The sequence below is a fragment of the Streptomyces sp. NPDC090021 genome (assembly GCF_044748225.1).
In the GTDB taxonomy this organism is placed as follows: domain Bacteria; phylum Actinomycetota; class Actinomycetes; order Streptomycetales; family Streptomycetaceae; genus Streptomyces.
In genome coordinates this window covers 115,242-129,101 of the sequence record NZ_JBIVFO010000014.1, presented here as the reverse complement: position 1 = coordinate 129,101, position 13,860 = coordinate 115,242, and the positions used below count along the sequence as shown (strand labels likewise).

The window sequence follows — 13,860 nt, the reverse complement described above, 5'->3', positions numbered from 1 at the left end:
GGGCGATCCCTCTGGGGTTTCCGGCAACGTTTCCGACAAGCCCCCGCCTTCGTAGCTCAGGGGATAGAGCACGGCTCTCCTAAAGCCGGTGTCGCAGGTTCGAATCCTGCCGAGGGCACAGTCGAGGACCCCCAGCCGCGAAGCGGCTGGGGGTCCTCTTCGCGTTGTGGTTGGATGGCGCACGTGTCGCGTGACGCCGCCTACTGAGATGTGGGCCGGGCGGTGGTTGGGCAGGCACCTGCTTGTGAAGGACCGGGCCCATGGGCGCATACGCCACCGGCTACGGGTGATCTCCCTCGGTTGTAACGCTGCCGTCGCACGCACGCACACCGTGAGGAAACCCACACTCCGTGTCATCTTTCAACGGGTTCAACGAGAACGTCATCGCAGAGTTCAGGGCCAATGCCGGCAAGGTCGGCGGACCCTTCGAAGGGGCCGAGCTGCTCCTTCTCACCACCACCGGCGCCCGGTCGGGGACGCCGCACACCGTTCCCCTCGGCTACCTGCGCGACGGCGGCACGCCGCTCGTCGTCGCGTCCGCCGCGGGGGCGGACCGGCATCCCGCCTGGTACCACAACCTCCTCGCCCGCCCCCTCGTCCGGGTCGAGACCGGGACCGAGGAGTACGAGGCGGTCGCCCTGCCCGCCGCCGGGGCGCGGCGCGACGAGTTGTTCGCACAGGTCGTCCGCGCCGAGCCCGGGTACGGGGAGTACCAGGAACGCACCGCGCGGGTGATCCCCGTCGTGGCACTGCAGCGCACGCACGAGGCCCCCGCCCCCGAGGAGGAGGGCGGGATCGCCGGGAAGCTGCTGAGCGTGCACGGCTGGCTGCGGGTGCAGCTGGCCCACGTACGGGAGCTCGCGGCGGACGGCGCCCGGGAGGCGGGCGCCCGGGGGGACGGGGTGGCCTCGATCGGACTCCAACTGCGCCAGCACTGCCTGGCGTTCTGCCACGCCCTGGAGTTCCACCACCGCAGCGAGGACGCGGGGCTCTTCCCGTATCTGGAGCAACAGCATCCGCACATGCGGGAGTTCTTCCGCCGTCTCGACGCCGAGCACCGCGTCATCGCACGGCTTCAGGAGGAGCTGGTACGGGCCCTGGGCGCTCGCGAGGGGTTCAGCGAGCGCGTCGAGCGCCTGAGCCGGGAGCTGGAAGGCCATCTCGACCGGGAGGAGGCTCAGCTGCTGCCGGTGCTGCGGGCCCTGGGAGCGTGACGCGGGCCTCGGCGCCGCCCTCCGCCCGGTTGCGGAAGGCGAGGGTGGCGCCGAGGACCCGTGCCTGGCCGACCGCGATGGTCAGGCCCAGCCCGTGGCCCTTGCTCGTGCCCTCGGTGCGGAACCGCTGCGGGCCGGTCGCGATCAGGTACTCCGGATAGCCCGGCCCCGCGTCGGTCACCGTCAGGGTCGGGCCGTCCACGGTGACCGTGACGGGGGCGGCACCGTGGCTGTGCGCGTTGGTCACGAGGTTGCCCAGGATCCGCTCCAGGCGGCGCCGGTCCGTCTCCACCCGCGGGGAGGCCAGCACCGTCAGGGCCGTGTCCGTGCCGGACGCACGGATGGTGCGGGCCGCCAGGTCTGCCAGGTCGTACGAGTCCAGCTCCACGCGTTCGCTGCGCGTGTCCAGGCGGGAGATCTCCAGCAGGTCCTCGGTCAGCGAGCGCATCGCCCGCACCCGGTCGCGTACGAGTTCGGCCGGGCGCCCCGGCGGCAGGAGTTCGGCGGCTGCGTTCAGGCCGGTCAGCGGGGTGCGGAGCTCGTGGGCGACGTCGGCCGTGAACCGCTGCTCCGCCTCCAGCTTGCGCTGGAGCGAGGAGGCCATGGTGTCCAGGGCCCGGGAGACCGCGGCGACCTCGTCCTTGTTGCGGGGTGCGTCGCCGACCCGGGCGTCCAGGTCGCCGGCGCTGATCCGGCGGGCCACCTGAGCGGTCACGTGCAGCCGCCGGGTGATCCGGGTGACGCCGACCGCGCCGATAAGGAGGGTGACGCCGATGGCGAGGCCCGAGGAGCCGAGGATGGCCCGGTCGAGGTCGAGGATGGTCCGCTCGGCTCCGCGGAAGTCCACGAACACCGCGATCGCGGTGCCGTCCTCGGCGGGCGCGGCCGCCCACATCACGGGGCGCCCGCGGTGCGTGCCGACCTCCGTGCCGCGCTTCCCGCCGCGTGCCAGGGCGCGCAGCCCCGGGGGCAGGCCCGCGGGGTCGATGCCCTCGCCCCGGGGCAGGCGCGCGCCGGTCTCGTACCCGTGGATGCTCCGCTCCAGCTTGACGAGCGCCTTCTCGCGCACCGTACCGACGGTCTGGCGGGTCATGGCACCGTGCACGAGGCATCCGAGCAGCGCGGCGAGCCCGCAGCACATCAGGGTGATGAAGACCGCGGCCTTCCAGGTCAGGGTCGAGGTCCAGGCCGGCAGCCGCAGGCGGGGCCGCAGCCGCGCTCCGCGCTGCATCTCGTTCATGGTCAGGTCACGGTAATGCGCCCGCCCACGCGGGCGGGCGGCGGGATCCGGCCCGGTCCCACGAGATCCGGCCTCGATCGAGCCGGACCGGGACGCTCGAAGCCCTCCCGGCCGGGGCCGGAAGGGCTGCGCCATCGCGGATGCGACCCCCTGGGATCCGGGGCCGGGGACCCGGGGCCGGGAATCCGGGCCCTGGGGTCCGGGGCCTGGGATCCAGGGCCGGGCCCTGGGGACCCGGGGCCGGGAATACGGGCCCTGGCATCCGGGCCCTGGGATCCGGGGCCGGGCCTTGGTGTCCCGGGCCCTGGGATCAGCTCAGGCCGCTGGTGCGTTCGCCGATGCGGTCACCCTGCGGAGTGCCGGCCCGCTTGAGCGCGGCCTTCGTGTGCAGTCCGCCCTTGACCTTGCTCCGTACAGGACCGTCGAAGCCGTGGCCCGGGGGGCGGGGCGGCGCGGAGGAGGTCTCCTGCGCCTTCGCGATGGCCGCCCGGACGTCCCGCTTCTGCTCTTTGTTCATCCCGTCGTCAACTCCCTCAGGAAGCACCCAATCGGACTACTGGGATCGTATGCATATATACGGAGCAATGCACCCGGACCGGCATGCAAAGAAGTCAGGAGTCAAGGAGTCGAGCCGGTCACCGGAGCCGGACGCTCCGGCCCTCCCGGCGCCGTCCGGACGACCTCCTCCGGACAGGGCGTGCCCCGCGGCAGCTGGTACTTCGCCGCCACCCGGTACTCCCCCGGCACCGGGACCAGCAGTTCGGTCCACACGTCGCCCTCGTCGTCCGGAAGCGCCTTGAACAGGCATCCGGCCGTGTTCGCGAACTCCTTCGGCACGGCACCCCGCGCCTTGGAGTCCGCGGTCTCCTGCGGCGGCGGCACCGGCTTGCCCGCCTCGTCCACCAGCCCCAGCCACGGGGAGTGCGGAATCCTCACCAGCACCCGCCCGGCCTGCTTCACATCGAGCACCAACTGGTCGGCGCCCGCGCGCACCACGCTCGCCGGCCCCGTCACCAGGTTCGTCGGCGCGTCGACCTTGAAGAGCCGCCAGTTCGCGTCGCCCCACACCTGCTGGAGGTACGGGAGCCCTGCACGCACCAGCTTCGCCTCGTCCACGCCGCCCGAATCGGGTTTGTCGGCCGGCAGCACCACGTAGTGCACGGCCCAGCGCTCCAGCCAGGCCCGGTAGCTGTCGGCGGTGAGGGTGTCGTCGTAGAAGAGCGGGTTGCGCTCCAGGTCGGCCTGCCGGTTCCAGCCGCGCGCGAGGTTCACGTACGAGGGGAAGGCGGAGGACTCCCGGTGGCTGCTGACGGGCACCACCTCGACCCGGCCGCGGTCCGCGCCCGCCTTCTGGAGCTGGTCCACGAGCGGGGCCAGCTCCCGGTTCCAGGCGGCCACCGGGGTGGTGCGGACGATGTCCGTGATGCTGTTGGCGGTGATCCAGGCGTTCAGCCCGACGAACGCGAGCAGCACCCCGTACCACCGCCGCGAGCGCGGAACCTCGTACGGGAGGGCCGCGAGCAGCACGGCGCCGCCGAACAGCATCACCATCCTGGTGACGTTCGAACCGACCTGGGAGTCGATCGCCCAGGTCAGGAATACCCCGAGGGCGTAGACCGCGGCGGCGATCCGGACGGTCCGCCAGCGCCGGGGCACGAGGAAGAAGATCAGCAGCCCGAACAGGAACGGCAGCCCGGCCGAACCGATCTTCATCGGCTGGGTCCCGGAGAACGGGAAGAGCCAGGCCGACAGCCCGACCACGGCCACCGGCGCCAGCCCGAGCGCGTACGCACCGGGGCGCCGCCGGCTCAGGAACAGCGCGGCCGCGACCACCCCGAGGAAGAGGCCGGCGACGGGACTGGCGGCGGTCGCGATCCCGGCCAGCGGGGCCGCGACCGCGGCCTTCGCCCAGCGCCGCCGCGCCCACTTGCGGGGCCAGCAGAAGACCGCCGCGACCGCGCCGAGGGCGAACATCGCACCGAGCCCGAAGGTGACCCGGCCCGAGAGCGCGTTGCAGAACAGCCCGTACGTCCCCGCCAGGGCGGGCCACAGCGGCTCCCGTACGGCCCCGCGGCAGCGGGTCAGGATCAGGGCGAGGAGCCCGGCCGAGACGGTGCCCGCGATCATCATCGTGGTCCGCACGCCGAGCATGTGCATGAGGTACGGCGAGACCACGCTGTACGAGACGGGGTGCATGCCGCCGTACCAGGCGAGGTTGTAGGCGGAGTCGGGATGCCGGCCGACGAACTCCGACCAGGCGTCCTGCGCGGCGAGGTCACCGCCGCTGTTGGCGAAGGCGAAGAACCAGACGACGTGCAGCACGGCCGCGAGCACGGTGGCGACGGCCACCGGGTGGCGGCGGAACGGATCGAGGACGCGGGTACGGGTGCGCCGCCGGGGCCGTTCGTGGGGCCCCTGCTGCGACGGCAGGACGCCGCGGCCCGGGCCGCCACCGTCTGCCGACGGGATGGCTGCCCGGCGCCGGCCCTGCTGCTCAGCGGTGGTCACTGCCGCACTCCCCAACACATGGATCCCCACCGGAACGCGTCCGCGCGTCCCGGGTCCCTAGGCCCTGTCGCGTCCGGCCGACGGGACCGGGCGGACACTCGCTAGACGCGCACCGGCGCCCCGGGGTTGCCCGGGGCGCCGGATCAGCGCTCTCACCTGCGGCGGCCGTGGCCGCCCGAGGACGCCCACGGACCACTGCCCACTGCCCACTGGTCGGCCGATCAGCCGACCAGTCGATCAGCCGATGCGCGTCAGCTTGCTGCCGATGCCCGGCGAGGCCAGGTCGCTCTTGAGCGCCACCGGCACCTTGACCTGGCTTGCGCCCTCGCCGACGGTCAGCATGCCGACCTCGGTGCCGGCCCTGGCCGTCTGGGGCATCGTTCCGCCGCCGTCCGCCAGCTTCACGGTCACGTTCAGCGACGCCCATCCGATCGCCTCCACGTCGGCCGTGGCGACGACCGGCGTCCGGCCGCCGAGTCCGTCGTCGACGTAGCCGACGACATCGCCCTTCCTGACGACGGTCGCGCCTTCGAGAGCCTTCTGCGTACCGGTCATCAGCTGCTTGCTCGCGGCGAGCACGGTGTCGATGATCGACGGCTTGTGCTGGCCGAGGACCGCTCCGACGATCAGCTGGTTGGTGTCGCCGATCTTCTTCTGCGCGGCGAAGAGCAGGTTTCCGCCCGCCTTCGTCGTCGTACCGGTCTTGATGCCGAGCGCACCGCTGGGCCCGGTCAGACCGTTCCAGTTGCGCCAGCTCTTGCCGGACGGGTCGACCCAGTTCGGCTTCTTGGTGATGTCGAGCAGCGTCTCGATCTCGACCAGCTTCAGGCCCAGCTTCACCTGGTCCTCGGCGGTGCTGACCGTGGTCGCGTCCAGCCCCGAGGGGTCCGTGTACGTGGTGTTGGTCATGCCGAGTTCCTTGGCGGTGTCGTTCATCTTCTTGACGAACGCTTCCTGGGAACCGGCGTCCCAGCGCGCGAGGAGCCGCGCGATGTTGTTGGCCGACGGGATCATGAGGGCGGCGATCGCGTCGTACTCGGAGATCTTGTCGCCCTCCTTGACCGTGTCGAGGGTGGACTCGTTGTTGACGGAGTCGTTCTTCTTGCCCTCGGTCTCGGCCGTCTTGTCGACGTCGATCATCGCGCCCTGCTCGCCCTTCTTTATCGGGTGGTCGCGCAGGATGATGTAGGCCGTCATCGACTTGGTGACGCTCGCGATCGGCACCGGCTTCTGCTCGCCGGACTGTCCGATCGTGCCGAGGCCGGCGGCCGCCATGTACGCCTGTCCCTCGGTGGGCCAGGGCAGCTGCGGCGCGGCGCCCTCGAAGGTGTACGAGGACTTCGCGGTCATCACGAGCTTTGGCTCGGGCAGCGGGCGTACGAGCTGCACGACGGCCAGGATGACCGCCAGGATCACGACGAGCGGCGCGTAGATCTTGAACCGGCGGATGGCGGTGCGCAGCGGGCTCGGCGGCGGGGGCGGGTTGTTCGTGAGGTCCGCCAGCATGTCGAGCGGCGGCTTGGGCGGCAGCGGCTGCTGCGTGGTCCGCTCGCTGCGGTCGCTCCGGTCGAGCAGCTCGGTGGTGCTCGACGCGGAAGCCGGGGCCGACGGGGTCGGCGGAACCGGGGTCTTCGGCTTCGGCTTCGCGTCCGTCGTGCCGCCGACGTCGGTGCGCAGCGGCACGAAGGTGCTGGGCTTCGGGGCGCGGAAGACGGCGGTGCGCTCGCTGTCCGCGTCCTCGTCGGCGGGAGCCGGTGCCGGTGCCGGTGCCGGTGCCGGTGCCGGTGCCGGTGCCGGTGCCGATGCGGAAGCGGAAGCGGAGGCCGATACGGAGGCGGAGGCCGGCTTCGCGGGGGTGGGCTTCGACTTCTGCCCGCCCTCGGGCTTCACCGTGTCCACCTTCGGCACCCGGAACACCGCGGTGCGCTCGCTGTCCGCCACCGGGGGCTCAGCCTTCGGCCCTGCCGACGGCTTGGCCGCCCCGCCGGAGCCGGGCTTCACCGCACGGAGAACAGCCGTGTGCTCACTGTCCGCAGCCGGAGCCGCCTTCGGCCCGGCCGACGCGGAGCCGGCCCCGCCCGCTTCGGCCGACGGCTTCGCCGCCGCCTCGGGCTTCGCCGTCGGCTCGGGCTCAGGCTTCGGCTCGGCAGCGGCGGAGCCCGGCCCGTCCTCGTCCGAGGGGGCCGAATCGGAGCCGGAAGCGGAAGGCCCGGCAGCATCCGGCTCCGGGGCCTCCGCCGTGGCGACCCAGGCCGCCACCGCCTCACGCAACGGATCCCGCCCGCCGACACCGACACCGGCACGGGCACCGACACGGGCACCGACCTCGGCACCGGCACCGGCACCGGCACCGGCACTAACCTCGGCATCAGCCTCGGCCTCGGCCGCGCGCTCGGCATCGACGTCCGCACCGGCCTCGGCCGCGCGCTCGGACTCCGCACCGCTTTCGCCCTCACGGGCGACCACGGCACCGTCCTCGGATTCCCTCGGCCGGAACACCGACACCCTCGGGTCGCGCTGCGCGGACGACCCCGCCGCCCCCGGCGTTCCTTCATCTACCGACTTGTCGGGGGACTCGCCCGCCACCGCTCCTCCTCATCGCCGCCATGTTCGGCTGTCCGAATGTCTAACAGTGTCCCGTCTAGAGAGCATCGCCCCCGTGCCAGACGAGAACGACATAGCTGCGGGTTCCCCCACAAAGCGGCCACGCGCTCTCGACAGATGAATGTGAGAGGCGTCACCCTGTCACTCATCCACGCGGGGAGGCATGGATGGGCAGGAGCCGCAGAACAATTCCGGAGGAGCTTCTGCTGCTCGCCTTGGACCCGGCCACGGGTACCACGGCGCAGCCGCAGTCGCTCGACCTCGGCCTGGCCGGGGCACAGCTAGTGGAGCTGGCTCTGGCAGGACGGATAGCCCCTGATGGGGATCGTATCGCCGTGGTGATGCCACGGCCGACAGGAGATCCGACTCTGGACTCCGCACTGGAACTGCTGCGCAGGCGCGGCAGCCCGGTACGGGCCGTCCACTGGATCGGCGGACCCCGGCTGGGGCTTCGTCAGATTTACCTCGCGCACCTGGAGCGCTGCGGCATGGTCCACGCCGTCGCGGGACAGATGTGCGGAGTGTTGCCGACGACTCGCTACCAGGCGACGGACACGGACATCAGCCGGGAGATCCGAGCCCGGCTCGACAGTGCGATCCGCACCGGCGTACCGCCGGACCCGCGGACCGCGGCGCTCGCCGCTCTGGCCCACGCGGTCGGACTCGGCAAGCACCTGTACCCCGGCAACGAGGGACGCTCGTCCAGGTCCCGCCTGCGGGACCTGATCAGGCACGACCCGATGGGCGGACTCGTGGCGCACGCCGTGATGGACGTCCAGAACGGTGTGGCCGCTCAGCCACGCCGGGACCGCGCACCGGCACCGCCGGCCCGGCCCGCGGCGGGCGGCGTCCCGCTGCAGCCGCGCCGCACGGGCGCGATGGCACGCGTGGCCGCGCACTGATCCACCCCCGGTGGGGCCCGGACGCGTCCGGGGTCCCCACCCCGGTCCCACAGCAGCGCCACCGCACAGCTCCACCACCGCACAGCAGCGCCACCGCACAGAACCGCCACCGCCGTGACCGGCCTTGTCAAGGATCCGGTCCGGGAGCCGCCAGCGCGCGGGGTGACGGGGCCGGTCAGCCGGCCCCGTCACCCCGCGCGTCTGTGTTTTCCCTGCCGTTCCCCAGCGGCGCCGCCCGATTCGGTGGCAGTCTGCTGAACATCAGACACGCAGAGAGACAGCTGCACGACAGAAGAAGGCGGAGGTGCCGTTCACGTGGCGTCCAATGTCAATCCCACCGTCCGACGCCGCCGACTCGGAATGGAGCTGCGCAAGCTCCGCGAGGACAAGGGCATGACGGCCGAACAGGTCGCCGAGCGCCTCCTCGTCTCCCAGTCGAAGATCAGCCGACTTGAGAACGGCCGCCGTTCGATCAGCCAGCGCGACGTCCGCGACCTGTGCGACGTGTACGAGGTCGAGGACCGCCGGCTCATCGACTCCCTGATGCAGATGGCGAAGGACTCCCGCCAGCAGGGCTGGTGGCACGCCTTCGGCGACATCCCGTACAGCGTCTACATCGGGCTGGAGACCGACGCAGCCAGCCTGCGCACGTACGAACCCCTGGTGATCCCGGGTCTGCTCCAGACCACGGAGTACGCCCAGGCCCTCGTCCGCGGCGCGTGGCCGGAGACCGCCCCGGCCGACGTGGACAAGCGCGTCCAGGTCAGGATGCACCGCCAGAAGCGGCTCTCCGAGACGGAGAACAACAACCCCGACCTCGGCCCGCTGCGCCTGTGGGCGGTCATCGACGAGGCCGCGCTGCGCCGGCACGTGGGTGACGCCCGGCTGATGATCCGGCAGCTGGAGTACTTGATAGAGCAGTCGGAGCAGCCGCACGTCACGGTGCAGGTGATGCCGTTCGAGCTGGGCGCGCACCCCGGCGTGAACGGCCAGTACGCGATCCTGGAGTTCCCGGACGCGTCCGACTCGACGGTCGTCTACATCGAGGGCGTGACGAGCGACCTGTACCTGGAGAAGGCCAACGACGTCCAGAAGTACAGCGTGATGTACGAGCACCTGCGCGCCCAGGCCCTGGGGGTGGACCAGACACGCGAGTTCATCCTGCGGATCATCGACCAATATGCCGACAAGGGTGAATAGTCCTGTGACGCGTGGGGCTGGACGGCCGAAGGGGCGGCACCGTACACCGTCGATCCCCAGCCACAGAAGGCTTGAATGGAATATGCCACTCGGTCGGGTGAATGCTTCCTTCACCCGTCAGGAGCTGCGGGTAGCGTCGATCAGGTCAGCCGGAAATGGCCGACAAGACACCGGAACTACTCGCTCACCGGAGAGAAACATGGCTATTCGCCAGGGTGCCACCGACCACTGGGTCAAGTCCTCCTACTCCGCCAACGGCGCCTGCGTCGAGGTCAAGTCCCCCGCCATGGAGTCGATCGCCGTACGTGACTCGAAGGCGCAGGACGGCCCGTCCCTCACCTTCGCGCCCGGCTCGTGGACCTCGTTCGTCGCCGATGTGACCGAAGGCCGACTGGGACGCATCGTCTGAAGACCACGAGACGTCCCGACCGCACCACAGGCACCACCTGCACCACCTGCATCACCCGCACCACCCGCACCACTGACTGGAGCCCTCTCGACCGGTCCGCCGTCCTGGCCGAGGGGGCTCGGCCATGCCCGCGTCAGCGCAGCTGATCGACGTACCGGTCGGTCCCCGGCACCGTCGGGATGAACGGAGCCACGAGCTCCACCCGCCCCAGTCCCGCCTCCGCGACCTCCGCGTCCAGCCCCCGGAAGCGGTCCCAGCAGGTCCGGGGGTCCTCCTCCAGGAACCACAGCAGCGTGAGCCGCGTGTCGACCCCCTCCACCTGCTTGACATACGTCATCCGGTCACCGGGCAGCGGTGTCGGCCGGAAGACGGTCACCATCGCCGCCGGGGAGCCGTGCAGCCGCTTCGGCAGGGCGCGTGAGCGCAGCCACTCCAGCAACTCGGCCCGCTGCTCGGAGCCGTCGGCGTCGACCACCTGCACCACCAGCCCGGCGTACGGATGGTCGAGCGCGTGGTAGTCCCGCGGACCGGCGGCGCCGTCGCGGTAGACGGTCGCCGCGTGGTCCTGGAAGGCCGTGAAGACGTGGGTCCGGTCCTGGTGGACGCGGCCGTCGCGATTCAGCCGCTTGTTGATGCCGACGGTCCACTTCATGTGCTCGTCGTAGCGGCCCTCGGTGACCCAGTAGGTCGATATGTAGCAGCCGGCGGTGACGGGCTGGGCGACGGCCGACTTCTCGGGGTAGCGCAGTTCCTGGAGTTCGCGGGTGGCCACCCAGCGGCGACCGGCATACATCCAGGGCATGGCCATGGCGCCCGCGTAGTAGTGGTCGTCCTCGTACCAGCGGTTGTAGGCGTACTCGTGGCCCGGGTGCGGCTCCACCATGGTGATCAGCGCATGGCCGGGGCGGACTCCGTAGGGGCCGACGGCCGCCAGCGCGGCGTAGTCGTCGACGCGGGTGCCGGCGTCCTGTTGCGCGTCCTGCTCTCCTGTCGTCATGGGAACGGTCTAGCTGATGTGGCGTCAGATCGGGAGGGGCGGGTGGCGTCGCGTCCACCCCCGACACATCCATGCCGCCTACATGTTTCTCTCGCTACGCTGCGCGCACCACCCCCCTCAGGAGATCTCCGAGGGGGTGTGCCGCCTCGGAGCAGCCCTGGCGGAGTACGCCGCCACGCTGGGCGGCGACCACGCCGAGCCGTGGGACCTCAGTGCTGGATCCCGACCTTGAGCAGCACGATGAGCAGCCCGAGGAAGAGGTTGATCGCACCGGCGACCACCATCAGGCGGCGGGAGGCCCCGGCCCGCTTGGCGGCCACGGTCGCCCAGCCGACCTGCCCGGCGAGGGCGACGAGGAGCGCCGTCCATGCGACGCCGTGCGGCCCCAGGCCGAACAGCGGGCTGATGGCCGCGGCGAGCGCCGGCGGGACGGCCGCCTCGATGATCGGGCGCTCCTCCCGGGCCGTGCGGCGGATGGCGCGCCAGCTCAGCCGGCCCGCCATGCGGGCGCCGAAGAGGTGGGCGAAGACGTGCGCGGCCCAGAAGACGACGCCGGTGCCCAGCAGCAGCGCGATGAGCTGCAGCCGGGGGTACGAGCCGAGCGTCCCGGCGCCGACGACGACGGAGGCGGCGAGCAGCGAGCCGTAGACGGCACCCGTGTAGTCGCCGCGGACCTTGTCCACGGCCTCGTAGGGGGTCTCGTACGAGGCCTCCTCCAGGGCGCGCCCCGGAGGGGGCTCCGGGCCGGGCTCCGCACCGGGCCGAGGGCCGGGCTCCGAGCCGGGCTCCGAACCGGGCTCCGAGCGGGGCTCCGCACCGGGCGGCGGGCCCTGCTCCGAACCGGGCTGCGGGCCGGGCTCCGAACCGCGGTCCGAGGCATCCGAGGCATCCGAGGCCACTACGACGCGGCTCCGGCTCCGGCTCCGGACCGCGTGGTGGGCCACTTCAGCTCGATCTCCATCTCGATCTCCCCGTCGCCGACCTCGACCTCGATCTCGGTACGGAGTTCGTCGGGGACCCGCAGGGTCATCGTGCCGGGGCCGAGTTGCAGTTCGGCGTTGCCCCCGTGCCGCAGCGCCTCCGCGAGCGCGGACAGCTGATCGGCGGCCTCCAGGCGAGAAAGGGAACTCTTCTGCTCGAACTTGAGGTCCTTCATGCTGTCTCCTCTCCGCCACGCCACGACCAGCGTGAACTGCGGGAGCACCGCAACGGCGACACCGGGTACGGCTCATTGTGACGCCGCCCGGTGGGTCGGGCATCCCGGGACGGTGGCGCACCGGAGCACGCGCCGTCAGCACGCCTTCAGCGCGGCGACGGCCGGTCGAGGAGCAGGGCGAGGACCTCGCGCCACTGCAGGGGTGGCCTGCCCGCCGGAGCGCCCGGACGCCCCCGCGGCACCCGTACGCGCAGGGCGCCCGGGCGGATGGAGCAGGTGACCGGTGCGGGCAGGGTCAGGGCCTCCCCGTCCACGGCGACGGGGAGGCTCTCCGCGTCCGATCCGACAACGACCCGCCGGGAGGTCAGTACGTGCAGGCCCGTCGCCCGCGCGCCCCGCAGCGCGACGTCGGCCGCCTGGGCGGCGTTGTTCACCCGGATCCCGACGACGCCCAGCACCCCCAGGTCGAGGCGTGCCCGACGCGCGCCGACGGCCAGGGGATCGGGTGAGGAGTAGGGGTTGTTGCTGATCAGCAGCGCCTGCTGGGCTTCCAGGCGCGTGTCGTCGGTGGTCGCTTCGAGGGCGCGGCCCGCGTACCCGAGCAGCAGGTCGGGCAGGGCGCTCAGCGCCGAGTCCGCTTTGGCGTCCCGGTACTCGGGGCGCTGCACGACCTCCGCGTAGACGCCGAAGGACGCGGTGTTCACGAAGGCGCGACCGCCCACGAAGCCCAGGTCGATCCTGATCTCCTCACCGTCCGCCAGGGCGTCCAGGCACCGGGCCGGATCCTCGCGGTCCAGCCCGAGGTCCATGGCGAAGTGGTTGCGGGTCCCCGCGGAGATCACCAGGAACGGCAGTCCGTGCTCGGCCGCCACCTCGGCCACCCGGGCCTGGGTGCCGTCGCCGCCCGCCACCCCGAGCAGGTCCGCCCCCTCGGCCACCGCCCGGCGGGCGAGGGCGGCGACGTCCGTGACGACCTCCGGGTCCAGCAGCACCACCCGGGCTCCGAGCGCCTCGGCCTTCTCGACGAGGCCGAAGCGGCCGACCTTCCCGCCGCCGGACTTCGGGTTCATGATCAGCACCGGATGGCGGGGCCGGTCGGCGGCGACCGCCCGCATGCCGGCGGGTGGCCGCGCCGCGCGCAGTGCCGTCCGCGCGCACGCCCCGGCGGCCGCCCAGAGCGCGAGGGCGGCCAGCGCGGTGGGCCACAGGTCGGCCCGGGCGTAGATGACGAGGACGGCCACCGGGGCGGCCACGACCAGCACGGCCCCGACGGCACGGACCGGCCCGCGGTGGGCCACCAGCCACCAGGCGCCCATGGCGGCGAGGACCGTACCGGCCGCCCCGACCACGACGACGGTCAGCCCGCCGCCCGCCCCGGCCACCACCAGCACCACCAACGCGCCCAGCGCACAGACCAGCGCCAGCAGGGCGAACAGCCGGGCGCGCCACGGCGCGCCGACGGGGTGCGAGAGCGACATGGTCCTCACGTCCTCCGACTCACGTCCTCCGACCGGGGCCCCGGCGCGGCCTGCCGGCCCGTCCGGGACGCGTTCCATCCGATCACGCGTTCCATCCGATCATCCCCCGAACACCCCCCACCGTCGACGCGGACCGCAGGGCCCCGGGGCTG

12 protein-coding genes and 1 tRNA gene are annotated in these 13,860 nt (G+C 72.3%); 5 read left to right on the top strand and 8 right to left on the bottom strand.

The window, feature by feature from the left end; genetic code table 11:
- Positions 1-45 precede the first annotated feature (45 nt).
- Together ACIPXC_RS13920 and ACIPXC_RS13915 are read left to right on the top strand one after the other, a co-directional pair.
- Positions 46-118, top strand: a tRNA-Arg gene (locus ACIPXC_RS13920).
- Positions 119-350: 232 nt separating this feature from the next.
- Positions 351-1,214 carry a nitroreductase/quinone reductase family protein gene (locus ACIPXC_RS13915; RefSeq protein WP_401616677.1) on the top strand — a complete coding sequence of 288 codons (864 nt, stop codon included), beginning with the start codon at positions 351-353 and terminating at the stop codon, positions 1,212-1,214.
- Here the strand turns inward: ACIPXC_RS13915 and ACIPXC_RS13910 are convergent.
- The 4 genes from ACIPXC_RS13910 to ACIPXC_RS13895 all read right to left on the bottom strand — a co-directional run bounded on the left by ACIPXC_RS13910 (position 1,117) and on the right by ACIPXC_RS13895 (position 7,548).
- Positions 1,117-2,454, bottom strand: a complete 1,338-nt coding sequence (locus tag ACIPXC_RS13910; protein WP_401616674.1) for an ATP-binding protein — start codon at positions 2,452-2,454, stop codon at positions 1,117-1,119. The genes ACIPXC_RS13915 and ACIPXC_RS13910 overlap by 98 nt on opposite strands.
- A gap of 310 nt (positions 2,455-2,764) precedes the next feature.
- Entirely contained in the window at positions 2,765-2,971 is a 207-nt protein-coding gene (locus ACIPXC_RS13905) for a hypothetical protein (protein ID WP_401616671.1), read from the bottom strand.
- Positions 2,972-3,072: 101 nt separating this feature from the next.
- A complete protein-coding gene (locus tag ACIPXC_RS13900; RefSeq protein WP_401616668.1) occupies positions 3,073-4,962 on the bottom strand; it encodes an MFS transporter in 1,890 nt (629 codons plus the stop codon).
- A gap of 237 nt (positions 4,963-5,199) precedes the next feature.
- Complete coding sequence (locus tag ACIPXC_RS13895) at positions 5,200-7,548, bottom strand: D-alanyl-D-alanine carboxypeptidase (protein WP_401616665.1); 2,349 nt, start codon at positions 7,546-7,548, stop codon at positions 5,200-5,202.
- Positions 7,549-7,733: 185 nt separating this feature from the next.
- Here ACIPXC_RS13895 and ACIPXC_RS13890 point away from each other — a divergent pair, with 185 nt between their 5' ends.
- The 3 genes from ACIPXC_RS13890 to ACIPXC_RS13880 all read left to right on the top strand — a co-directional run bounded on the left by ACIPXC_RS13890 (position 7,734) and on the right by ACIPXC_RS13880 (position 10,077).
- On the top strand, positions 7,734-8,468 hold the full coding sequence (locus tag ACIPXC_RS13890) for a GPP34 family phosphoprotein (RefSeq protein WP_046778813.1): 735 nt from the start codon (positions 7,734-7,736) through the stop codon (positions 8,466-8,468).
- A gap of 315 nt (positions 8,469-8,783) precedes the next feature.
- Entirely contained in the window at positions 8,784-9,668 is an 885-nt protein-coding gene (locus tag ACIPXC_RS13885) for a helix-turn-helix domain-containing protein (protein ID WP_401616662.1), read from the top strand.
- A 199-nt stretch (positions 9,669-9,867) separates the two neighbouring features.
- A complete protein-coding gene (locus tag ACIPXC_RS13880; protein ID WP_401616660.1) occupies positions 9,868-10,077 on the top strand; it encodes a DUF397 domain-containing protein in 210 nt (69 codons plus the stop codon).
- A 133-nt stretch (positions 10,078-10,210) separates the two neighbouring features.
- Here the strand turns inward: ACIPXC_RS13880 and ACIPXC_RS13875 are convergent, their stop codons facing one another.
- The 4 genes from ACIPXC_RS13875 to ACIPXC_RS13860 form a co-directional block, all read right to left on the bottom strand.
- Complete coding sequence (locus tag ACIPXC_RS13875) at positions 10,211-11,074, bottom strand: hypothetical protein (protein WP_401616657.1); 864 nt, start codon at positions 11,072-11,074, stop codon at positions 10,211-10,213.
- 209 nt (positions 11,075-11,283) lie between these two features.
- Positions 11,284-11,793 carry a hypothetical protein gene (locus tag ACIPXC_RS13870; protein WP_401616791.1) on the bottom strand — a complete coding sequence of 170 codons (510 nt, stop codon included), beginning with the start codon at positions 11,791-11,793 and terminating at the stop codon, positions 11,284-11,286.
- Between the two features lie 179 nt (positions 11,794-11,972).
- A complete protein-coding gene (locus tag ACIPXC_RS13865) occupies positions 11,973-12,230 on the bottom strand; it encodes an amphi-Trp domain-containing protein (protein ID WP_401616654.1) in 258 nt (85 codons plus the stop codon).
- Between the two features lie 146 nt (positions 12,231-12,376).
- Positions 12,377-13,708 (bottom strand): diacylglycerol/lipid kinase family protein, encoded by a 1,332-nt coding sequence (locus tag ACIPXC_RS13860; RefSeq protein WP_401616651.1) that lies wholly within the window; start codon positions 13,706-13,708, stop codon positions 12,377-12,379.
- Positions 13,709-13,860 lie beyond the last annotated feature (152 nt).